Origin of the sequence: Bifidobacterium stellenboschense (assembly GCF_000741785.1) — a bacterium.
In the GTDB taxonomy this organism is placed as follows: Bacteria; Actinomycetota; Actinomycetes; order Actinomycetales; family Bifidobacteriaceae; genus Bifidobacterium; species Bifidobacterium stellenboschense.
The window spans coordinates 57605-80766 of sequence record NZ_JGZP01000001.1; the positions used below are offsets into that span (position 1 = coordinate 57605).

Sequence of the window (23162 nt, forward strand, 5' to 3'; positions counted from 1 at the left end):
AGACTCATGATCGAAGGAGGACCGCATGGCCCAGAATGACGACAAGACGGTGGATCAGCTCAACGACGAAGCTGACATCGCGGCCGACTACCTCGAAGGACTGCTCGACATCGCCGACTACGAGGGCGACATCGAGATGGGTGTGCGCAACGGCCGCCCGATGGTCCAGATCGTCGCGGACGACGACACCGACATTAAGCATCTCATCGGCCGCAACGGGGAAGTGGTCGACGCACTGCAGCAGCTCACCCGTCTCGCCGTGCAGCAGAAGACCGGCGAACGTTCCCGCCTCATCGTCGATGTCGATGGGTTCCTCAAGCGCAAGCGCCAGCGTCTGCACGACATCGCGCTCGACGCCGTCGACGAGGTCAAGGAGACCGGCGAACCGGTCGACCTCAAGCCGATGAACTCGTTCGAACGCAAGGTCGTCCACGACGTCGTGCGTGAGGAGGGACTGAAGTCCCGCTCGCACGGCGAGGAGCCGCACCGTTACGTCACCATCTACCTGCGCGCCAACGCGGACGACTCCGACGAGGAGTGACGTTCGGTCCGCATCGATCGCAGGAATCCAGAGAGAAGAGGGGAGAGGTATGGCCGACCAGCTGGACGGTTCGCCGATGCTGCGGGACGTGCTTGGCGACGCCTTCGAGCCGTTGCGCGTGTTTCACGTGAAACTCGCCGAGGAGGGGGAGCCGCGCGGGCTTATCGGCCCGCGCGACATCGACATCATCTGGGAGCGGCATATCCTCAATTCGGCGGCGATCGTGCCGTTCGTGCGCGAGGCGACCGCAGGCGAGCGGTTCAAGACCGTGGCCGATGTCGGCAGCGGCGGAGGATTCCCCGGTCTGGTGGCCGCGGCCTGCCTGCCGGATCACGAGTTCACGCTGATCGAGCCGATGGAGCGTCGTGTCGAATGGCTCAAGGAATGTCGCGACGCGATGGGACTCAAGAACGTGAGCGTGTTCCGCGCACGTTCGGAGGAGGTCATCGACGCCATGCGTCATGACCGCGATCTGCATCCGTACGCCGTGGTGACCTGCCGTGCCGTCGCCCCGATGACCAAGCTCGCCGGGTGGACGCTGCCGCTGCTGAAACCGCATGGCCGTCTCGTCGCGCTCAAGGGGCGTTCCGCCCAGGCGGAGATCGACAAGGCTGCCAAGGAGATCGGCAAATGCCGCGGGGTGAATCCGCGGGTCGTTGAGGCCCAGGTCGGACCCGGTCTGGAACCGACGCACGTCGTGCTGGTCGACAAGCGATAGGGGTGCGGTTTTCCACATTTCCACAGGTCGAATAAAGTTATCCACATTATCAACCGAACGGTGGCTGTGCCGATGAACGTTGATATATTAAGGATTTGAAACCAACGAAAACAGTCCGTCCACAGCCAGAGAATCGAGTTATCCACACTTATCCACATTTTTGTGGATAAGTGGGCAGTGCTGGAATCCATCTCCGAACGGGGTGGATTCCAGCATGTTGTGTTGTCAAGGAGAGGTCATGGCCGATAATCACAAGCCGATGGAATCCGCCGAGCAGACCATCAAGCGCATCTTCGCCGAGGGGGAGTCGCCGGTCGGTGCGGAGATCGCGCTGGAATCCAACCGTTTCGCCAAACTGCAGCAGCAGGAGTTCCCGAAGCCGTCCAAGACGCGTCTGATCGCCGTCGCGAACCAGAAGGGCGGTGTCGGCAAGACCACGTCGACGGTGAACCTGGCCGCCGCGCTGGCCGAGCACGGCATGCGCGTGCTGGTCATCGACATGGATCCGCAGGGCAACGCCTCCACCGCGCTCGGCGTTAGCCACGCCTCGGGGGAGCCGTCCGTCTACGACGTGCTCGAAGGGCGACTCACCTTGGCCGAGGTCAAGCAGCCATGCCCCGACTTCAAGAACCTCGACGTGGTACCCGCCTCCATCGACCTGTCCGGCGCCGAGCTCGAGGTCGCCGATCTGCCGAACCGTAACTCCCTGCTCAAGGAGGCGGTCGACAAGTTCCTCGGGGAGTCCGAGGACCACTACGATTACGTGTTCATCGACTGCCCGCCGAGCCTCGGCCTGCTCGTCATCAACGCGATGTGCGCCGTGCACGAGATGCTCATCCCGATCCAGGCGGAGTACTACGCGCTCGAAGGCCTCGGTCAGCTCATCAACACCATCGGTCTGGTCCAGGACCACTTCAACCCGAGCCTGACCGTGTCCACGATGCTCATCACGATGTTCGATCGCCGCACGCTGCTGAGCCGCGAGGTCTACAACGAGGTGAAGAAGCACTATCCGTCCATCGTGCTCGACACGACGATTCCCCGTACGGTGAAGATCTCCGAGGCGCCGAGCTTCAGCAAGAGCGTCATCGTCTACGACCCGCACGGCATGGGCGCCATCTCCTACGGCGAGGCCGCGCTGGAGATCACCCGCCGTTCCGAAAACGTATTGGAAGCCATCGCGACCAGAATGAAGGAGGCCTGACATGTCATCGAAGTCCCGTCTCGGCAAGGGCCTCGGCGCACTGTTCCCCGAACTGCCGGGGGAGGAGTCCCCGGAGGAGAAGCCCAAGCACGCCATTCCTCAGCGCAGGAAGCTGGAGGTGAAGCCCGTCGATGTTCCACGTGAAACACCGAAGAGCGAACCCAAGCCCGCCTCCAAATCGAAGAAGCAGCAGCGTGCGGCGATGCCCGCGTTGAGCGACATCGCCCATCCGAGCGACATGTTCTTCAAGGACACCGTCACCAGTGCCGTCGTGGAGCAGCCGATCCAGCCTGCGGACAACTCCCGTCATTCGGTGCTGGAGAAGTCCACCGAACAAGTTGTTTCACGTGAAACCGAGAAGGACGGCACGGAGGAGAAGCCGGAGCTGAAGCCGGTCGAGGGCGGCTATCTGGCCGAGCTTAAGCTGTCCGACATCGGACCGAACACGCACCAGCCGCGTACCGTCTTCGATGAGGACGATCTCAACGAGCTGTCCGCCTCCATCAAGGAGGTCGGCGTCCTCCAACCGATCGTCGTGCGGAAGCGTCCCGCCGCCCAGATCGAGGCGGCGCGCAAGGCGCAGGAAGGCCGCGAGCCCGCCAACCAGTTCGACGGGCGCATGGACAGCCCGTACGAGCTCATCATGGGCGAACGCCGTTGGCGCGCCTCGCAGCTCGCCGGACTGGAGACGATCCCCTCCATCGTCAAGACGACCGCCGACGACGACATGCTGCGCGACGCCCTGCTGGAGAACCTGCATCGCGTCGCCCTGAACCCGCTCGAAGAGGCCGCCGCCTACCAGCAGATGATCGACGAGTTCGGTCTGACGCAGGCGCAGCTCTCCAAGTCGGTCTCCAAGTCGCGCCCGCAGATCGCCAACACGCTCCGACTGCTCAACCTGCCGGCCGGCGTGCAGAAGAAGGTCGCCGCCGGCATCCTCACCGCCGGCCACGCGCGTGCCCTGCTCGGTCTCAACGACCCCGAGGCGATGGACAAGCTCGCCGTCCGCATCATCGCGGAAGGCCTGTCCGTGCGCAGCACCGAGGAGATCGTCGCGATGGCGAACCTCGCCGGCGACGAGCCGAAGAAGCCGAAGGCACGCAAGAACGATCCGTGGGCCAGCTCTCCGATCAAAAGCAATCTGGAAGATCGTTTCGACACCAAGGTCTCGATCAAGGGCACGCCGAAGCACGGCCGCATCGAGATCGTCTTCTCGTCCCCCGAAGACATGGACCGCATCCTCGGTCTCCTCATGCCCGAAGCCGGCAACAAAGACGACTGGCGCTAGCTCACGGACATGCACTCCGTGCATGGAAGTGCTGTTTTGCTCCCCCTTTCAGGGGGGGGAGCTGTCCGGCTTCGCCGGACTGAGGGGGTACAGGCAGCAACCCCCTCAGTCACGCTTCGCGCGCCAGCTCCCCCTGAAGGGGGAATGGGACAAAAATGATTTCCCTCAGCGGGTTTCCCCCAGGGGGTTGTACGGTTTTCGGCAGGCCGGATATGTTTATATTGTATGCTCCCCTTTCAGGGGAGCTGGCAGCCGAAGGCTGACTGAGGGGGCAAGCTGAAAGCAGCTCCGTCCATCATCGCTTATCCCATACCTGCTCCATCCGTTCCAACAGCCTTGACTCGATTCGCTCGCATACGCCGTCGAAATTCGTATCCACATCGAGATTGGTGAATCTCAGTACCTCTATGCCGGCTTGTTCGAATACTCTGGTGCGGTTTTCGTCATAGCGGTGCTGTACAGCATCGAAGTGTCCGCCGCCGTCGATTTCAATGATGAGCTTTGCCTTGGCGCAGTAGAAGTCGGCGATGAATCCAAGCAACGGTGCCTGTCTACGGAAACGAACGGATTGTCGGCGGAGAAATCCGTTCCATAATTTAAGTTCCCAAGGTGTCATGTGGCTGCGCATGCCACGAGCGTTCGCGATATTGGATTTGACATAGTGCTTCATGATTCCCGAGCGTAGGCTCGTGCGAATGGCATGCGGCAGGTGTTTCTTATAGCGTAGTCATATAGCCCCCTCAGTCGCGCTTCGCGCGCCAGCTCCCCCTGAAAGGGGGAGCAAGATGGCGGACTCGCCGGGCAAGCCGAAATCCAAGGACAGCTCCCCCTGAAAGGGGGAGCAAGGTCTGTTGTATCCGTTTCGGTCAGCTTCCCTTCAAGGAAGCAACGGTGATTGTGCGCGCTGTAAGGCGCATTCCGTTCTTGCTTCCCCACGGACGTGTGGGAGCTGTCGGCGAAGCCGACTGCGGTAATGGGCGAGTCTCCGTTCGTTCTCAATTGGTGAGGTATGCCTGGGCGTCGAGGGCGGCTCGGCAGCCCATGCCGGCGGCGCTGATGGCCTGACGGTAGGTGCGGTCGACGCAGTCGCCGGCGGCGAAGATGCCGGGAGTGGACGTGCGCGTGCTCGCGCCGTCCACGAGAATGTAGCCGTCGTCATCCTTCCGCACCACGTCGCCGGTGAACGCGGTCGCGGGGGAGTGCCCGATCGCGACGAACACGGCCGCCGTATCCAACGTGCCGGTCTCGCCGGTCACGGTGTTGCGGATGTCGATGGACGTGACGCTGCCGGCCGCGGGCAGCGTCACACCGCCCAGTGTGATGTCCGCCGGTTTGCCGGTGTTCAGAGTGATGCCGCCGATCGGGTTGAGGGTAAGCGAGGCAGGAAGGGATGACGTCGCAGAGGGGACGGCGTTCGCGCTGGGGGAACCGGCACTCGTGGCGACGGAACCCGCGGCGACGGCATCACCAGTTCCTGCATTCCCGCCGTGGATGGCGGTGACGATGGTGTCGGTGAGGAGCGTGAGTTTGTCGTTCGCGCGGGCGCGTTCCACCATGATCGCGGAGGCGCGGAACGAGTCACGACGGTGGATCAGTGTGACCGACGAGCCGAAGCGCGTCAGATACAGCGCCTCCTCGAATGCGGAATCGCCGCCGCCGACCACGACGATCGGCTTGTCTTTGAAGAAGAATCCATCACAAGTCGCGCAGTAGGAGACGCCGCGGCCGGAATACTCCTCCTCGCCGGGCACGCCCAACTTGCGGTAGGAGGAGCCGGTGGCGACGATCACCGCACGCGCGTCCAGCACGTCATCGGACTCCAACGTCACACGCTTGATGCCGCCCGTGGCGGTGCCGTCGGCCGAGCCGCCATCGCCGCCGTCGACCACTTCGATCGACGTGACGTCCTCGTGGATGAACTCGGTGCCGAACCGTTCCGCCTGCGCGCGCATCGCGTCCATCAGATCCGGGCCGAGGATGCCGTCCGGGAAGCCGGGGAAATTCTCCACTTCGGTGGTGTTGACGAGCTGGCCGCCAGGGGTGAGCGCGCCGGTGACGAGCGCCGGATGCAGTCCGGCGCGCCCCAGATAGATGGCCGCCGTGTAGCCGGCAGGTCCCGAACCGATGATGATCACGTTATGCACAGTCATAACCGACAGCCTAGCAAGGGGGTTCTCTCCGTGGTACAGGTTTCCACGGGGTCAGCTTTCGGCGATACCCCTCAGTCGCGCGAAGCACAACAGCTCCCCTGACGGGGAAGCCAAGAGAAATGCTCCCCCGCACTAGGCAAGGGGAGCAGAGAATGGCGTCAGCGCTGGTAGGCGTCGGTCACGTCGATGAGTTCGATCGTGCCGTCGGATGCCGCGGAGGCACCGGAGGACTGGCTGGAATCCTTGGACTGGTCGGAACCATTGGACGAACCATTGGACGAACCATCGCCCGACTCGTCGCCGAACGGCACATCGTCCAGATTCTGCTGCGACGGCCACTGGTTGTTCTTGTCGACGCCGGAATCCGCGGGGTTGGCGCTGCTGTGCATGAACGTCACCACGGCGAACGCCAGTGCGGCGACGATGAGCACGCTGGCGATGATGACGACCGCCACGGTCGTGGTCATCTTGCCGAACAGACGCTGCTTCGACAGGTTGTCGGCATCCGTCGCGGCGTCGACGGCGCCCGCCGGAGTCTCCTTCGGCGTGAAGCTCGGCGGCTGCTGCGTCGACGCGTCGGTCGCGGCGACGCCACGGGCGTGCGGCGCGGGCGCGAACGCCACCGGCGCGCCGCCGTCATGGTCGATCGGCTTCATGCCGACGATCGTCGCATCCATGTCGGGCGTATGCGGCGCGGCGGCGTTCGCGCCCGCAGCGTCGGTTGCGGCGGCGCCGGTCTTCGGCGCGGGCAACGCCGGCGACGGCTTGGCGGTCTGCATCTCTTGACGCACCGACGAGACGTCGATCGCCTCGGTGGCCATGTTAGGGTCGACGAACACGGGGATGCGCGTCGTCTCCTCACCGGGGTTCGCGCCGGAGGCCGTCGGCAGCGCCTGCGTCTGGAACGAGAACTCGTGGAACAGATCATCGCCCTGATAGCCGCCGGCGTCGCCCGAGGAGGCGGGACGTTCGGGCAGGTCAGGCATATGAGTGAGACGGCTCGCGGCATCGGCGGACAGACGGCCCGGCTGGTCGCCCGACGAGGAGCCGAGCACGCTCGGCGAATAGCTGTCGAAATCGGCCTGCATCTCGGCGAACGTCTGCTTGTTCTGCTCGGCGACCACGCGTTCGGCGTGGCGGGCGGCCTCGGCCTCGGTCAACGCACGGTTGATGGTCAGATCCGGCAGCTTCTCCGTCGTGACCACGGTGTCGGGCAGTTCGACCAGCGTGTCTCCGTCGACGGCACGCACCTGCGCGGTGGAGATCGAGCCGGCACCGGCGTCGGACGGCAGGGCGATGTCCTGATCGGTCAGGTCGGTGAGCGGCTTGTAGTCGCCGAGCAGCGCGGTCAGCTCGCTCAGCGTGAGCATCGGCTCGCCGTGGCTGCCGTCCTCCTTGGTGAGTTCGAGACCACGCGACAGGATCACGCGGAATTCGCCGGGAATCTCGCCGAGCGAGGCGAGATCGTACGTCGTGTCCGGCGCGGACGGGCGACGCGTCAGCAGCGCGTACAGCACGGACGCCAGCTGGCGGATGGCGAGCTGCTCGCCTTGGATTGACTCCGGCGCCTTGGTCGGTTCGGCCAGCAGGCCGGACAGCGGTGCGTCGGCGATCTCGACGCCCTGTACGGACACGCGGATCGTGTCGGTGGACAGTCGCGGCGTCTCCAACGCGGTCGCGATGGCCGCGGTCTCGCCGATGATCGAATGCATCGCCTCGAAGCTGATCGTGCCACTGGCCGGACCGTTCAGATATTCGGTAAGGGACAGGCCGGTCTCGATGCGGGTCACGAGCACCGCCGCCTCGCCCGACTTGCGGAACTGCAGCACCGGCGTGATGCCGTTCTTGCGGCCGAGCTGCGTGGCCAGGGACGACACGTCCTCCAGCGTGCTCGGGTCGGTGAGGACGAACAGCTGACAATCGTGGGCGAGCACGCGGTCGTTGGCCTTCCAAGCCTGCACACCGGGCTCGTCGCGAAGCAGCGTGACCAGGGTATAGCGGTTGAAAAGCGTGTCTCCCAGCTGAGGCTTCATAGTTTCTTCGACTCCGTAATGCGTAAGCGCTTCGACGCCACCATACGAGTCGATGGCGCTGAGGCCATTCTAGTCATGGGGATGGTCGAACGGAAGACGCCGGATCGCTCCCGCGGACACCCTGCACAAGACCTATGCGCGGCGCCCCGGCCGGACATCCCGCGGCCGTACCCGGCCGTCAGCGGCGGCGTATGCGCCGGGAGACCGACGTGAGAATCGTCGCGAACTCCTCGCAACGCAGCACGATGAGCATCGACGCGTAGACGGCCGCCGTGACCACCGTCATCAGCGCGCAGAAGCCGAACGCCTGGAACCAGTTGAGCCGGTCGAAGCGCATCGAGGCGCCGAGCAGCAGCATCACCGGATCGGTGAGCAGCCATGCGGCCAGCCCGGCGACGAGCGCGGCGATCAGCGCCTTGAGATACGTGGCCGCGATGCGACGCCCGTCCAGATGCCCGTCGAAACGGCGGCGCAGCATCGCCACCAGCGACGGGAAGCTCAGCAGGTAGCCGACCGTCATCGACAGTCCCACGCCGGCCGTCCACCAGCGCGGCGGCGCGAGCAGCATCACGGCGACCTCGAACACGACCTGGATGATGCTCACCTGCAGCTGGAACAGGAACGGGTGGCGGCCGTCCTCGAACGCGAAGAACGTGCGCTGGATGAGCAGGTACGCGCTGGTGAGCGGCAGGCCGAGCGCCAATGCGACCATCGGTCCGGCGATCAGCTTCGCCTCCGGCACGCCCACGCTGGGCAGCAGCGCGATCGTGATCGGCACCGGCATCACGACGATCGCCATCGTGAAGTACATCATCATCACGCCCACGTTGCGCAACGCGCCGCTCAGGTCGTCGCGCGCCTCGTCGAGATTGCGTTCGGCGACGGCGCGCGAGATCTTCGGGAAGATCGCGGTGCCCACGGACACGGCGATTAGCGAGTACGGCAGGATGTACAGCGTGAACGCGTTCTGGTAGGAGCCGTTGCCGGCGATGCCGTACAGGTCGTTGCCGGCGAACGGGGCGCCGTTGGTGATGCGCGCGTTGACGATGTTCGCGAGCTCCTGCACGCCCATCACGCCGACGCTCCATGCGGCCACCGGGCCCATCGCTTTGAGGCCGATGCCGCTCACGCCCCACTGCGGACGGTAGTGCAGGCCAAGGCGCATCAGCGGGATGAACAGGACGATCGCCTGGAACGCGACGCCGAGCGTCCACGTGCCTGCGGTGAGCATCACCTTCTCGGTGGTCCAGAATTCGAGCGGCGCGCGGGAGGCCCTGCCGAACAGGATGAGGAACATCGTGAATCCGGCGCAGCTGATCACGTTCGCGCCGACCGAACTCCACGCGTAGGTGACGAAGTTGTCCTTCGCGGCGAGGATCTGGCCGAGCACCGTGTACAGGCCGTAGAAGAAGATCTGCGGCATGCACCAGAGGGTGAACGCGTTGACGAGCGCGCGTTCCGCCGGACCCCAGCTGTTGTCGAGGTACAGCATGGTGAGCAGCGGAGTGGCGAGCATCATCAGCAGCGTCATGCCGGCGAGCAGTGCGATCGCCAGCGTGATGAGCTTGTTGAGCCGCTCCTGCGCGTCATGCTCCTTGAGCGTGCGCACGATCTGCGGCACGAGCACCGCGTTGAAGATGCCGCCGGAGATCACGGTGAACAGCACCTGCGGGATCATCGATCCCGTCTGGTAGGCGTTCGCCGCGATGCCGGTCGTGCCGAGGCACGCGGCGAGCAGGATCGTGCGGATCTGGCCGGTGATGCGTGAGGCCATCGTCCCCGATGCCATGATCAGGGAGTTGCGGCCGACGTTGGAACTCATTCGTCGGGGTCCTTCTTGCGGTTGAACTGACGCCACAGGCCGAGCGCGCCGAGCGCCACGGCGAGGCCGATGATGATGAAGCCGGTCTTGTCGCTGATCTTGAGCACGCAGTTGATCGCCGTGTCCTGCGAACCGCCGAACGTGACGCCGCCGCGGTCCTGCAGCGAGACGTGCGCGGTCGCCGAACCGGAGGTGGCGGCGCGCAGCGTGAACGTCACCTGCGCTTCGCCGCGCGCCGGAATCGTCACCGTGTTGCGGCGCGACGTGACGATCTCCGGCGAATCGGTGATCGAGAACACGCGGATCGTGACCGGGTAGGGGGTGCCGTTGCTGACGGTCACCGGCATCGTCGCGGTCTCCGAGACCATCGTCACCGTCTCGGATGGGGTGAGGTTCACGCCGCCGAGCACGTCGTTGGCGAGCTGTTGCGCGCCGCCCACGGCCGTCATCGACTTGGTTGTGTCGACTTCGGCGGAACCGCCGTCGATGGCGAGGGCGTGCAGCGCGAGTTCCGCGTGCGCGTCGAGCAGCTGCTTGATCCATGCGGACGCCGCCTTACCGCCGTCGTTGTCGTTGTTGTCGCCGTTGTCGAGGATGCTGTCGCGGAATCGCGTGATGTCGCCGCGTCCCGCGGACAGCGCGGCGAGCACGTTCGTCACGTTCGACGAATCCGCCGCGGACATGCCGGAATCGGCGGGGACGGCGTTGCGCGCGTCGTCGCCGGTCGCGTACGGGTCGGCTTTCGCGAGCGTGTCGAGGTCGCCGGTCTTCAGCCAGGACGCCGATTCGACCGCGCCCATGAACGCGTCCACTGTGGCGGCGTCCGAGTCGGCGGAGAAGCAGACGAGCAGGTTGCGCTCGTTGTACGGCTGCTCCATCTGGTAGAACGCGCTCTGCGCGACGAATCGGGCGAGACGTCCCGCCATCGTCGATTCGGCTGTCGCCTTCGCGTTCGTGGCCTTGCCTTTGGCGAGGTTGCTCAGCTCGCGCTGTTCGACGAGCACGGTCACGTCGCCCGCGTCGGTCGGCACGACCACGGTGCCCGTATGCACGGTGTCCGTTTCGGAGGATTCGAAGTCATGCGTGGAGATGACGGTCGTGTAGCCCTGACGGCGCGCGGCGGTGAGCGCGTCGAGCGTCCACTGGCCCTGCCCCTGCCAGGCGATCGTCCGCGACGTGGCCTTCTGGTCGCCGAGCGCCGCACGGTAGTCGGCGAGGGCGGCATCCGCGTTCCACGCGTCGTCGCCGATGCCGGCGTTCGCGTAGCGTTCCGCGGCGTTCTCCTGCGCGGCGTAGGCGGTGATGTCGAAGGCGGCGGGCTGCATGATCGCCTTCGTCTGCGGCGGCATCGCCAGTGCGTCCAGATACGTGGGGTCGGCGATGGTCTGCAGCGAGGAGTGCTTCGCGATGGTCTGTTCGAGCGTGTGGTCGAAGCGCGTGTGGTCGCCTTCCAGCACGGCCGCGCCGGTGGTGGAGGAGTTCGTGGAATCGTCGGTGTCGTCGGTGACGAGCTTCGTGAGCGTCTCCGCGTCGGCGGTCCAATGGCCGCTGGTCAGCGGCATCGTCATCGTGATGGTCATCGCCGGCGTGTTCGCGTTGTCGAGTCCGGCGGCCGAACGCGTCAGGAACGTGTGCACGGCGACGTTCGCGCCGTCATGGCTGTACGTGACGAGCAGCGGCTTCGGCCCCCAGTTGAGCATCTGCGTGAGCGCCTGCGCGTCCGCGCCCTGATCGATCGTGACCGTCGTGCTCTGCTTCGGCTGCAATGCGGGCACGGAGGCGGAGCCGAGACTCGCCGGCGCGGGAATCGGGCTTTCGGATTGCGCCCACTCCTGCATGTCGGTGCGGGAGGTGAACGTGAACATCGGGTTCGTGTCGAGCGTGACCTCGCCGGCCGCCCACGCGGAGTCGCCGGTGTTCGTGACGGTCGCCTTGAGATGGAATCCGGACGTGTCGGTGACGACCGCGGTCATCTCGGTCAGCGTGAGCGTCTGCGCGGATGTGTCCGTCGTGCCGCCGGCGGCGGATGCGGTGGCCGGAAGCGCCACGGCACCTGCCACGAACGCCACGGCGAGCAGCATACCCGCCGCGATGCGCCACCAAGCCTGGATGCGTCGTAGGGGGGCGTATTGAATCACTCGTTTGCCTGCCTGTTCAGTTTCCGGGAGTAAAGCCATGCGATCTTGCGCTCATTAGGGTAGCTGAGCACATCGTCCAAGTCCTTGAAATCCACCCAGATCGCGTCCTCCGCCTCATGGTCGGGATCGCCTTCCACGGTGAGGTCGCCGCCGATCTGCTTCAACGCGAAATGGTGGACGAGCTTGTGCACGCGCTGCGTCGTGCCGGTGAACCAGTAGTCGATCGTCGCGATCGACTCAACCACCTCGCCGAGGATGCCCGTCTCCTCATGCACCTCGCGCACGGCCGTCTGCTGTGGCGTCTCGCCCTTCTCGATATGCCCCTTCGGCAGGCACCATTCGAGATGCCCGCTGCGCGAATGGCGCGCGATGATCGCCACGCGGCCGCGTTCGTCGAACACGAGTCCGCCGGCCGAATACTCGCGCACGACCGGCAGCTCCTGCGCGTCCAGCGAGGCGAACGTCGTCGGACCGTCCGAGGAGCGTTTGCGCGGCATCATCGCCGGCGTCGGGATGCGCGGACTCGTCGCGGGAGCCTCGGCGGCGACATCCATCGGAGTCACCGTGACGCCGCCCGCCGGTTCGACCGTGACGGACGCCGTGACCGACGTCTCGACGCGTGTGGTGATGCGCTGGCCGCTGGGCGTCGTGTCGGAACCGGTGACGCGCACGCGCGCGAACACGGTGGCGGGCGTCGGCGTCGACATCGGCGTCGCCTTCGCCGCCTCGCGCGCGACCATCGAGGCGACCGTCTGCGCCGTGTCGATCGTGCCGGCGGCGTCGATGATGTCGTTCACCGTCTGCGGCGCGGGCTCGGGTGACGGGGATGGCGTGACGGGCGCGGGAACCGGCTTCGGACGGGATTGTGACGTGTACATGAGCACGTCCTCGTCGCGGCCGTTTTGGGCATGGTTGACCGCGGCATCGTCGGCATGCTCCAGCATGCGCGCAAGGTCCGCGGGCGTAATCATGCCTTCCACCTTACTCAAGTCCCTGTGCATGTCGAGTAACGGTATGCTGGTAGCGACAGATACTGACCGATGCGCCGTGACCGGCGCACGGCAGGGAGCAACGTATCCGGAAGCATCCGAGAAGTGTCCGAAAGGATTGGCGTGGATTTCGAAGTTTGGCCGGAAGCCATTGAATTGGGTCGCATGTTCGCCGCCGAAGGCTACGAGCTGGCGTTGGTGGGCGGTCCCGTGCGCGATCTGCTGCTGCACCGCCGCAGCCACGACCTCGATTTCTGCACGTCGGCGCGCCCCGAGCAGTTCGAGCCGATCCTGCGCCGCTTCGGCCACGACGGATTCTGGGACATGGGCCGCAAGTTCGGCACGCTGGGCGCGATGCGCCGCCGCGACGACGGCACCGAGGTGAAGGTGGAGGTCACCACGTACCGTTCCGACACGTACGATCCGGATTCGCGCAAGCCGGAGGTCCAGTACGGCGACACGTTGGAAGGCGACCTGTCGCGCCGTGACTTCACCGTCAACGCGATGGCGCTGCGCGTGCCCGACCTCGAATTCGTCGACCCGTTCGGCGGCGCGAACGACCTCGCGAAGGGCGTCCTGCGCACGCCGGTCGACCCGCGGCAGTCGTTCGACGACGATCCGCTGCGCATGATGCGCGCCGTGCGTTTCGTCGCCCAGCTCGGCTTCTCCATCGAACCGGAGACCGCCGAGGCGATCAGCGCGATGACCGAACGCATCTCGATCGTGTCCGCCGAACGCGTGCGCGACGAACTCACCAAGCTGCTGCTCTCCGACCGCCCGCGCGCCGGCATCGAGGCGCTCGTCGAATCGGGGCTCGCGGACATCGTGCTGCCGGAGATTCCGGCGCTCGAACTGCAGATCGACGAGCATCATCGCCACAAGGACGTGTTCGAGCACACGATGATTGTGCTCGACCGCGCCGTCGCATTGGAGACCGGCGAGGACGGGCCTGTGCCGCGCCCCGATCTGACGTTGCGTCTCGCCGCGATCATGCACGATGTCGGCAAGCCGAAGACGCGCCGGTTCGAGCCGGGCGGCAAGGTGAGCTTCCACCATCACGACGCGGTCGGCGCGAAACTCACGCGCAAGCGCCTCAAGGCGCTGCGCTTCGACCATCACATCGTCGACGACGTGAGCGAGCTCGTGAACCTGCACCTGCGCTTCCACGGCTACGTGGACGAACCGTGGACGGATTCCGCGGTGCGCCGCTACGTGAAGGACGCCGGCCACCTGTACGAGCGTCTCAACCGGCTGACCCGCGCCGACGCGACCACGCAGAACCGCCGCAAGGCGCGCATCTTCGCCGAGGCGATGGACGAGATGGAGGCGCGCGTCAAGGAACTCAAGGAGAAGGAGGACTTCGACGCGATCCGCCCGGATCTGGATGGCAACGAGATCATGGAGATCCTCGGGCTCGAGCCCGGCCCGATGGTCGGCCAGGCCTACCGCCACATGCTCGAATACCGCCTGGATAACGGCCCCGTAGACCACGACACCGCCGTAGCCGAATTGAAGCGATGGGCGAGCCGTTAAGCGGACAGTCCGGTGGACCGTCGCGAGCCCTGAGTGGCTGCGCTGTTCGCGCCCCATCGGTCGGCTGCGGACCGACGGACGGGGAGTAGCTATGGTGTGGACGCGCCACACAAGGTCTCGGGAACTGAAGTGTGGCGCGCTTTCGTGCCACACTTCAGCAGAAACTTGGCGAAATCGGGTTGTGTGGTGCGTTATTGTGCCACACAATCGTCGAGCACGGCTTATCTGGGGCTGTGTGGCGCATTATCGTGCCACACAACCCCAGAACTCAATGAATTCGCCGCGTGTGGCGCGCTTTCGTGCCACACTTCGTTTTCCCAAAGCTTGTGTGGCGCACTGAATGGGTGTGAATGCGGAACGGGGCACGCGTCCTGCGACGCGTGCCCCGTTCCGAGCAGCCGTGATCAGTTGATGTCGGTGTGCTTGTCGGCCTTGCGCAGGCCGGCCTTCTGCAGGGCGTCGACGGTCTGGCAGCCTTCGAAGTCCTTGATCTTGTCGCCGTGCTTCTTGACTTCCTTCTCGGAGTTCAGATCGTTGAACGTGGCGCCAATCACCACGTCGACGAGACGGTCCTGACGGTCGTCCATGACAAGCACCGCGTCCGGGATGTACTCCTTGATCGTGTACGCCGGGTTGATGGCGTTCACGCCGAAGTAGATGGTCGTGCGGGCCACCTTGGAACTCGTGTACGTGTCGATGGTGCGCACGTCGAACTGGCGGTCCTTGAGCGCCTCGCCGACGGCGGCGCCCAGACCGGTGAACTTGGTGCCGTTGCGCACGCGCAGGATCACCGAGTTGTTGTCCGCCCACTTCATCGCGGTGCCGTCCTCGTTCTTCGCGGCGCACGGCACGGCCACGCCGTAGTTCGGCTTCGTGACCTGCTTCGCCTGCTGGTCGACCTGGATCACGCCCGTGTAGAACAGCGACGCGACGATGAGCACGACCACGAGAATCGCGCCGGTGATGGAGAACACGATCTTCTGACGGCGTCGCACATACGCCTTGCGTGCCTCACGCTCGTCATACTCTTCGGCCATTCGATTCCCTTTCCTTCGCAGTGCCTGACTTACGCAGTGCTTGATTTACCTTAGCGTGCAACCGTGACGCTGACCGAGGGCGCTGCGGGCGCCTCGGCCGCGATGATGCGGTCCACGGCCTTCGACCGTTCCCATGCGGCGATCACATCGCGGCGGATATCCGGCGTGGGCGTGAACGCCACGACCGATGGTCCCGATCCGGAGACGAACGCGTGGCTCGCGCCAGCCGCCAACGCCTCGCGAATCGCCGCGCCGGAACGCGGATGCAGGCTGACCGCCGCCTTCTGCAGGTGGTTCCGGTCGCCGTCGCCGGCGCCGACCACGTCGAATTCGCCGTACACTTCGGGCGTGCTCAACTGCGCCTGATAGGCGCCGACGAGCAGCGATCCCGCATAGCCTTGTTCGCGCAGCGCGCGCGCCGCGTCCGAATCATCGGGAATCGTCTCGATGATCTCGCCGTAGCCGGTGCCGCGTGCGTAGCCACCGGCCACGCAGAACGGCATGTCCGCGCCGAGCGTCGCCGCGACCTCGCGCAGCCGGTCGAGCGGCCAGTCGAGCTCCCACAGCGCGTTCAGCGCGAGAATCGTCGCTGCCGCATCCGCCGATCCGCCGGCGAGACCCGCGCCGACCGGAATACGCTTCTCGATTGTCAGCGCGACGTCCGGTTCGCGACCGGCCGCCTCGGCCATCGCGAACAGGGCGAGTACGGCATGATTGCGGCGCATGTCCGACGACGATGACGCGAGGTCGCCGAGATGTTCGCCGGCCAGATCGAGCGAGAATCCGGCACCGGCAGGTTTCGCCGTGGCGGTGACCGTGTCGGTCAATCCAATCGCGCAGTAGATCGTGTCGAGCTCGTGGCGACCGCCCCACTCGGCGTGGGAGGGACCGACCTCGAGCGTGAGATTCGTCTTCGCCGGACAGTCGACGCTCACCGTGACGGGCGCGCTCATGCGCGTTCCTCCGCCACGTCGGCGGCATGCACGTCGGCGGCGAGGCGCAGCGACGCCTCGGCCAACGCGGTGAACTCGCCGATGGTGAGCGTCTCGCCGCGACGGGTCGGATCGATGCCGGCCGTCTCGAACGTGCCGGCGGGGACGGTCTTCTTCAACGCGGCGTGCAGGGTCTTGCGACGCTGGCCGAAGGCCGCGTCGATGAGGCGGAACGTTTCACGGCGCAGCGTCTCGGCGCGCGCGTCGCCGTCGTGCCGCGTGCGCGTGAACGCGACCAGCGCGGAGTCGACGTTCGGCGCCGGCCAGAACACGTTGCGGCCGATCGTGCCGACGCGCGACGCCTCGCCGTACCAGGCGAGCTTCACACTCGGCGTGCCGTAGATCTTGCTGCCGGGCGTCGCGGCGAGACGGTCGGCGACCTCCTTCTGCACCATCACGAGGAATGATTCGAGATTCGTGAACCGTTCCAGCAGCGTGAGGATGATCGGCGTCGCGACGTTGTACGGCAGGTTCGCGACGAGCGTGAACGGCTCGTCGTCGGCGAAGTCCGGCAGGTTCGCCGGGCTGACGGTGAGCGCGTCGCGGTTGACGACGGCGAACCGGTCCGCGGCCTCCGGCATGAACTCGGCGATCGTGTCCGGCAGACGCTCGGCCAGCGGCGGGTCGATTTCGACGGCGGTCATGCGCGCGCCGGATTCGAGAATCGCCAGCGTGAGCGAGCCGAGACCGGGGCCGACCTCGAGCACGTGGCTTTCCGGGCCGACGTGCGCCTCGCGCACGATGCGGCGCACGGTGCCCGGATCGATGACGAAGTTCTGGCCGAACTTCTTGGTGGGGCTCACGCCCGCCTCAGCGGCGATGCGGCGGATGTCGGCGGCGCCGAGCAGATGGCCGGATGCCGACTCTTCGGCGGTTGCGGTGGATTCAGTCGTCACGTCGTTCATATCGCCTTTCGCGTGATTCGATTCCGTACGGAGCATGGGATGGATGATCAGTACCAGCCCTGTTGCTCCCAGATGCGCTTGCAGTTGGTGGGCGTGCCGTAGCGCTGGGCGATGTAGCTCAGACCCCAGTCGATCTGCACGGCGCCGTCGTCCTGCCAGCCGGCGCCCATCTTCGAGCCGGGCAGCGCCTGCGGGATGCCGTAGGCGGAGGAGTACGGGTTGGCGGCGTTCCAACGCCAGCCGGACTCCTTGTTCCACAGCCAGACGATCGCGTCCCATTCGGCGCCGGTCCAGCCGCGCTGGGCGGCGGCCGCGGCCGCGTAGGTCTGCGCCTGGGCGATGCTCGGGTGCCACAGGCGGCCCGAACCGGAGCTGGAGTTCGAGTTGCCGCCCGAGTTGCCGGAGTTGCCGGAATTACCGCTATTGGAGTTGCTGCCGGAATTGTTGTTCGACGAGCCGTTGTTCGAGTTGCCGCCGGAGTTGCCGCTGTTGTTGGAGTTCGAGTTGCCCGAGTTGTTTCCGGAGTTGTTCGAGCTGTTGCCCGAGTTGCCTGAATTGCCGCTGTTGCCGGAGTTCGAGTTGTTCGACGAGTCGTTCTTGTCCTTGTCGGACGTGCTCGGCTTCGTGGACTGGTTCGTGCCGGAATCGGCCTTGCCGCTGCCGGTGTCCTTCTTCGGCTCCTCGACCTTCTCCGGGCCGACCGCGATGATCTGGTCGACCGCCGCCTTCGTCGTCGTCTCGCTGGCGAGCGTCTCGCTCTCCGCGACGCCGTCCACGTAGGTCACGTTGAAGACCTGCTGAATCTCGCCGTTCTGCCCCTGCTGTCGGACCTCGGTCTGTCCGGATTCCAGCGAGGAGTCGATGATCGTCTGCGTGGAATACGGCACCGACTTGGTGCGCGTCTCCTGACCATGGGTCACGCGCCGTACGCGCAGGATCGTCTCGGAGCCGTCCTCCTCGACGCTGACGCGATCCTCCTTGCCCACGTTGATGCCCTTGGAATCAAGGATGGAGGCGGCCGGCAGCTTGCCGTTCGGCGCCTCGGACGACTTGCCGTCCGCGATGACCGTGACCGGGCCCTTCTTGTTGATGACGAGGCCGCCGGTCAGCTGGTTGTAGATGTTGTCGATGTCGACGGTGACTTTCGAGGCCTGCTTCTCGTTCGCCTTGAAGAATCCGATGAGCTGGTCGGCGCTGTCCGCCACCGTCCAGAACGGGATCTCCTCGCCGTCCACGTTCACGGTGGTCTGGTAGGCGCTGCGCACGGTGACGACCGCATGGTTGGCGAGCGTGCTGCCGGACGAGGACTGGACGAGATCATGCGTCCTGACGTTGACACCCTGCTCCTCAAGCAGACGGTCGACGCTCATCGCGTACGTCTGGACGGTCGTCGTCTTGCCGTTCACCGTCAACGCCACCGACTTGCGCGCGGAGAACGCGAACGTCGCCGCACACGCCGCAAGCACCGTCACGACGCACACGGCAACACGGATGCGGCGCAACATCACGAATCGTTGCGGGGTCCATCGCCGTGCCATGTCCATTACCTCGTTTCCCGCCCGTGACCGATCCGGGCGCACTCGGTGCCCATCGTAGCGCACCATCTGCAAAGAAAAAGAAAAAAGGGGGCGGGAGAGAAGGGGAAGTTCCCGCCCCCAATACCGGGCCAGGAGATGGTTGGGGGACTCTCCTGCCCTTATGCCTAGGACGCCATAATCGGGGGAAGGCTCCTAGACGACTTACCCGTGTTAAGTATTGCTGCGCGCCCCCGGCGCACCATTAGTATACGCCATTTCCACGCACGACGAGCCTCTTGTCGGGATCGAACCGACGACCTGCCGCTTACAAGGCGGCCGCTCTGGCCATCTGAGCTAAAGAGGCGTGGCGCACGACAGCGTGTCGCACGCGCGAGAATCCAGCATAGCAGTTGTTCGGGATTAACAAAAAGCTCCCTCACTACCGCCCACTCCCAGTCCCATGGTGCGGCAACACACAATCTCCATATCGGCTAAAAATAGCCATTTTTGGACACCGCACCATGGGGATTTCACCGCACCATGGGAATGGGAGGGTGGGATTTAAGTGGGAGGGTGGGGGCTTAGGGGTGGTTACTTGCCGGTGGTGACGGAGATCGGCTTGCCGCTGGCGCCGATCGAGGGGAGCTGGCCTTCGACGCCGACCTGGTCGTCGGTGAGTCCCAGCGCGGCGACGAGGCCCTCGTTGGAGGTCATGCCCGCGGCGGACAGCTGGTTCATATCCCAGTAGTTGCCGTTGATGCGCACGGTCGGCGTGGTCATCTGGCCCTTGTAGCTGCCGGACACGTTGAACAGTTCGGAACGCTTCGGGTTGTACGTGTCGATCGCGTCCAGCCATGCCGTGTACTTGTCGACGCTCGCGGCGTTCGCGACCTTCTTGGAGACGCCCGCCTTGATCGCCTGCTGGCGCATCTTGTCGTCGGAGGTCTTCACGCCGGAGTTCTCGGCCGGCTGGAAGTCGTCGGCGTACATGTTCTGGATGAAACCGAGGATATGGCTCGGATCCTTGTCCTGCTCGGCGATCGTGAGCAGCAGGTTCGCGGCGCGCGTCGAATACTTGTCCGGGCTCCACGTGTCGCCGAACGACATCGGATGCAGTTCGAGGTTGATCTGTCCCGCCTCGACGAGCTTCTCCAGCGTCGCGCCGGACGCGCGCTCGAAGTTGCCGCAGCCGGAGCACATGAAGTCCATGTACACCTCGACGGTCGGCACGCCGTCGGTCTTCTCGCCCACGCCCTGCTGCGAGACGACGATGCCGCCCTTCTCATCGGCGATGGACGGTTTGTCGGAGACCTTCTGCAGCTTCGCGTACGCCTGGTCGACGGTCAGGTTCGAGCCGGAGTCCTGCGCGGCGACGTGCGAACGCCAGATCGCGATGCCGGCGATGGCGATGAGCACGACGACCACGGCGATCACGATCGCGCCGATGATGGTCTGCTGCCTGCGCTCCTTCGCCGCCTGTTCGGCGCGCGCCCTCGCCGCGGCCTCCTCGGCGGCGCGACGGGCGGCGCGGGTCTTGCGCTGTTTCGTGTTGTTCGCTTTCGTGGCCATGCGAGACGATCCTTTCCCAACCACATGTGACGGATACGCGAACCGGATGCGGCGCGGGCGGGTGGGTCCGGCGCGAATCGGCGGTTCGACGGTCTGAAGGTCAGTCTAGCCCACGAATCGACATATACGCCCGTCGCTGATTGAACTCCGTATGAACTGCGTAACTGCGTAACTGCGCGGCTGCGGGCCGGCGAGCCGGTCTTCGCCCGTCGCCGTCAACGCCGCAATGCGCCGGCGCCGAGGCGAAGCATGCCGCCGGCAGGCCAGAGCGTGGTGAGGATCCATGCGATCGCGGCCATGCCGGCCAACGCAAGGCCGGTGGGGGAGAGCGGGCCGTCGGTCAGCCACGGCAGCTCGTACGGCCACACGCCGTCCGGCAGCGGGACCATCGCCCACGGCAATTGCAGCGCGGCGGCCGCGGCGATCATGCCCGCGAGATCGATGAGCGCGAACTGCACGGACCGGCCGAGCGCGGCGAACAGTCCTTTCAGCAGATGCCACGGCAATTGGACGACGCGCAACGCGGAATCCGAGCCCTTGCGCATGCCGCCGCGACGGCTTTCTCGTTCGATCTGCGCCTCCGCACTGTAGCCGATGGTGAACAGCAGCCACATGAGCGCGGCAGCTGTGGCGAGTCCGATCAGCGGATGGAACACGGCGGCGATCGCCGGCACGACGGCCATCAGGCACAGGACGGCCACGCTCTGCTCAAGATACCGTCCGCGTCGCGCGTCGGCCGTGTTCTGATGTTGCGGCGCGCCCGCCCCCTGCGACGGGCCGCCATACGGTTGGTTCCGATACGGTCCGGGGTACTGCTGGTCCGGGTACTGCTGGTCGTACGGCGGCACGACCTGAGGCCGCGGCGGCTCGTACTGCGGCGGCATCGGCTCCAGCGGCGGTTGCGTGTAGCCTTGCGGTTGCGCTGGCTGTGCCGGTTGCGTCGGCGGCTGCATGTTCTGCGGCATCACCGCGGTCGCCTCCGGCTGCTGACGCAGGAATTCCGGCACGTCGCCCTTCGGTTTCGGCGTCACGACCGGAATGTCGCGCGAGGAGGTCGGCACGTAGGCGGGCGGCAGCGAGGCGCCCGTGCGGTTCGACGCGTCCGCCACGCGCTGCAGCGGCGACTGGCCGCCGGCCGTCGCCTCGCGCGCCGACGCCGCGCGGCCGGTCGCCGTGCGCGGCGTGCGGTTCGGGTTCACGGCGGTCGCGGGAATCAACGGCGGAATCGCCGCCTCGTCCGGACCGAGCAGGTCGCTGGGCAGCGTGACCGTGCACTGGTCCGGTGTCAACGCGCGCGTCGCGGCGATATTGTCGTCGCCGTCGTCGCGCCACGCCGCGCGGCCGGTCGCCGTGCGAGGCGCTGGCTGCGTCTCGGCCGATGACGCCGGCATGACCGACGTGGCCGGCATCGCGGTGGTCGCGTTCGGCGATGATGGCGCATCGCCGGGGCCGAACACCGTGGTCGCCGCATCGGGACCGCCGTCAAAAGGGTGCATCACCTCGGTCGCGCCGTTGCCGGCAACGGTACCGTCGTCGAATCCCGGATCGTCCCAGTTCATCGGATTGAGCGCGTCCAACGCGATCGCGTGAAGCAGCTGTTCGGGCGTGCAACGGCGGCGCGGATCGGGGTTGAGCGCGCTGCGGAATGCGGCGAGCGTGTGCGCGGGCAGACCGGCGAGGTTCGCGTTGCCGCTCGCCTCGCGTTCCAGCACGGCCATCAGCGGCTTCGTGCCGAACACCGGTTCGCCGGTTGCGGCGAACGCGAGCACGGAGGCGACCGACCACCAGTCCGTTGCCTCGCTCGAATCGGCGCCGTCGATGATCTCCGGCGCGATGAATCCGGGCGTGCCCATCACCAGGCCCGTGCGCGTCACGTGGCTTTCGCCTTCGCCCATCGCGATGCCGAAGTCGACGAGCACCGGGCCGGACGCGGAGACCATCACGTTCGTCGGTTTGATGTCGCGGTGCACGATGCCGGCCGCGTGCACGGCCTTGACGGCCTCCATCAGCTTGCGCGCGAGCCGTTCCAGATCGTCGCCCACGTATTTGCCGTTCGCGGCGACGTCGTCCTTGAGATTCCTGCCTTCGATGAGTTCGGTGACGATGAACGCGAGGGCGTCGTCGAGCTCCATGTCGACGATGCCGCACACGCCCGGATGATTCACCTTCTTCAACGCGAGGGCCTCACGGCGCAGACGCTCGCGCGGCGTCACGTTCTCCTTGAGACTCGGATCCTGCACGGGTCGGCGGGCGGGGGAGCTGGGGTCGCCCGCAGCGCCGGCGTTCGCGGCGTCGCCTGGCATGCCGTCGGCCGAACCGTCCTCGGCGAGCGAATCGCGCAGAATCTTCATCGCATACACCTGACCGCCGTCGTCGTGCACGCGCCACACCGAACCCATCGCGCCGGAACCGAGGCGGGAGATGAGCGTATAGCCGCCCACCACTTCGCCCGGTTCCAGATTCAACGCCGTCAGATCACTCATACCGCCCATCCTAACCGCGGGGCTGGTATGCCGGTATAGATGTGCCGGTCGGCCGCCGGCCGTGCGTGTTGCGTGCCGGTCGGCGGTACCAACGGCCTGCCCCGCGTCGGTTCCGTACCAAGCATGGCTCGTCGGTGACGCTGACGGCCCGCTTAGCGTCGGTCTCGTGCCAAGCGTGGCGCGCAAGCGACGCGCAGGGGAGCTTTTGCGTCGTTTCCGGCCAGTCCTTGGCACGTGGGCAAC

General features: G+C 65.9%; 17 protein-coding genes and 1 tRNA gene. 5 read left to right on the plus strand and 13 right to left on the minus strand.

Annotated elements, in window-relative coordinates:
* The first annotated feature begins 25 nt into the window (after nucleotides 1-25).
* From BSTEL_RS00225 to BSTEL_RS00240, 4 genes are all read left to right on the plus strand, one after another.
* On the plus strand, nucleotides 26-541 hold the full coding sequence (locus BSTEL_RS00225; protein WP_034525659.1) for a Jag family protein: 516 nt from the start codon (nucleotides 26-28) through the stop codon (nucleotides 539-541).
* Between the two features lie 49 nt (nucleotides 542-590).
* Nucleotides 591-1259 (plus strand): 16S rRNA (guanine(527)-N(7))-methyltransferase RsmG, encoded by a 669-nt coding sequence (rsmG, locus tag BSTEL_RS00230; protein ID WP_034525662.1) that lies wholly within the window; start codon nucleotides 591-593, stop codon nucleotides 1257-1259.
* A 259-nt stretch (nucleotides 1260-1518) separates the two neighbouring features.
* Nucleotides 1519-2463, plus strand: a complete 945-nt coding sequence (locus BSTEL_RS00235; protein ID WP_034525779.1) for a ParA family protein — start codon at nucleotides 1519-1521, stop codon at nucleotides 2461-2463.
* A gap of 1 nt (nucleotide 2464) precedes the next feature.
* Nucleotides 2465-3751, plus strand: a complete 1287-nt coding sequence (locus tag BSTEL_RS00240) for a ParB/RepB/Spo0J family partition protein (protein WP_034525664.1) — start codon at nucleotides 2465-2467, stop codon at nucleotides 3749-3751.
* A 295-nt stretch (nucleotides 3752-4046) separates the two neighbouring features.
* Here BSTEL_RS00240 and BSTEL_RS00245 read toward each other — a convergent pair whose 3' ends face one another.
* The 6 genes from BSTEL_RS00245 to BSTEL_RS12850 form a co-directional block, all read right to left on the minus strand.
* Nucleotides 4047-4421 carry an endonuclease domain-containing protein gene (locus BSTEL_RS00245; RefSeq protein ID WP_034525666.1) on the minus strand — a complete coding sequence of 125 codons (375 nt, stop codon included), beginning with the start codon at nucleotides 4419-4421 and terminating at the stop codon, nucleotides 4047-4049.
* Between the two features lie 325 nt (nucleotides 4422-4746).
* Nucleotides 4747-5901, minus strand: a complete 1155-nt coding sequence (locus BSTEL_RS00250) for an NAD(P)/FAD-dependent oxidoreductase (protein ID WP_034525674.1) — start codon at nucleotides 5899-5901, stop codon at nucleotides 4747-4749.
* A 158-nt stretch (nucleotides 5902-6059) separates the two neighbouring features.
* On the minus strand, nucleotides 6060-7934 hold the full coding sequence (locus tag BSTEL_RS00255; protein WP_034525676.1) for a protein kinase family protein: 1875 nt from the start codon (nucleotides 7932-7934) through the stop codon (nucleotides 6060-6062).
* A 178-nt stretch (nucleotides 7935-8112) separates the two neighbouring features.
* Nucleotides 8113-9756, minus strand: a complete 1644-nt coding sequence (gene murJ / locus BSTEL_RS00260) for a murein biosynthesis integral membrane protein MurJ (protein WP_051922696.1) — start codon at nucleotides 9754-9756, stop codon at nucleotides 8113-8115.
* Nucleotides 9753-11837, minus strand: coding sequence for a DUF6049 family protein (locus tag BSTEL_RS00265; RefSeq protein WP_034525678.1), 2085 nt, complete (start codon nucleotides 11835-11837; stop codon nucleotides 9753-9755). The genes murJ and BSTEL_RS00265 overlap by 4 nt, the downstream gene beginning before the upstream one ends.
* A 53-nt stretch (nucleotides 11838-11890) precedes the next feature.
* Nucleotides 11891-12895, minus strand: a complete 1005-nt coding sequence (locus BSTEL_RS12850; protein WP_420796382.1) for an NUDIX domain-containing protein — start codon at nucleotides 12893-12895, stop codon at nucleotides 11891-11893.
* A 111-nt stretch (nucleotides 12896-13006) separates the two neighbouring features.
* On the opposite strand from BSTEL_RS12850, the gene BSTEL_RS00275 reads away from it, so the two are divergent.
* Nucleotides 13007-14416 carry a CCA tRNA nucleotidyltransferase gene (locus tag BSTEL_RS00275; RefSeq protein WP_034525683.1) on the plus strand — a complete coding sequence of 470 codons (1410 nt, stop codon included), beginning with the start codon at nucleotides 13007-13009 and terminating at the stop codon, nucleotides 14414-14416.
* Between the two features lie 404 nt (nucleotides 14417-14820).
* On the opposite strand, the gene BSTEL_RS00280 is transcribed toward BSTEL_RS00275, so the two are convergent.
* The 7 genes from BSTEL_RS00280 to BSTEL_RS12615 all read right to left on the minus strand — a co-directional run bounded on the left by BSTEL_RS00280 (nucleotide 14821) and on the right by BSTEL_RS12615 (nucleotide 22928).
* The gene (locus BSTEL_RS00280; RefSeq protein WP_034525685.1) at nucleotides 14821-15453 is read right to left on the minus strand and encodes a LytR C-terminal domain-containing protein; all 633 of its coding nucleotides are present in this window, start codon (nucleotides 15451-15453) and stop codon (nucleotides 14821-14823) included.
* A 50-nt stretch (nucleotides 15454-15503) separates the two neighbouring features.
* Entirely contained in the window at nucleotides 15504-16406 is a 903-nt protein-coding gene (locus BSTEL_RS00285; protein ID WP_034525687.1) for a 4-(cytidine 5'-diphospho)-2-C-methyl-D-erythritol kinase, read from the minus strand.
* A complete protein-coding gene (gene rsmA / locus BSTEL_RS00290; protein WP_051922699.1) occupies nucleotides 16403-17350 on the minus strand; it encodes a 16S rRNA (adenine(1518)-N(6)/adenine(1519)-N(6))-dimethyltransferase RsmA in 948 nt (315 codons plus the stop codon). The genes BSTEL_RS00285 and rsmA overlap by 4 nt, the downstream gene beginning before the upstream one ends.
* 47 nt (nucleotides 17351-17397) lie before the next feature.
* Nucleotides 17398-18894 (minus strand): aggregation-promoting factor C-terminal-like domain-containing protein, encoded by a 1497-nt coding sequence (locus tag BSTEL_RS00295; protein ID WP_156963095.1) that lies wholly within the window; start codon nucleotides 18892-18894, stop codon nucleotides 17398-17400.
* Between the two features lie 263 nt (nucleotides 18895-19157).
* Nucleotides 19158-19231: transfer RNA gene (locus BSTEL_RS00300), tRNA-Thr, on the minus strand.
* 227 nt (nucleotides 19232-19458) lie between these two features.
* Nucleotides 19459-20436, minus strand: a complete 978-nt coding sequence (locus BSTEL_RS00305) for a DsbA family protein (RefSeq protein ID WP_034525689.1) — start codon at nucleotides 20434-20436, stop codon at nucleotides 19459-19461.
* A 215-nt stretch (nucleotides 20437-20651) separates the two neighbouring features.
* Nucleotides 20652-22928, minus strand: coding sequence for a serine/threonine-protein kinase (locus BSTEL_RS12615; protein ID WP_238567586.1), 2277 nt, complete (start codon nucleotides 22926-22928; stop codon nucleotides 20652-20654).
* Nucleotides 22929-23162 lie beyond the last annotated feature (234 nt).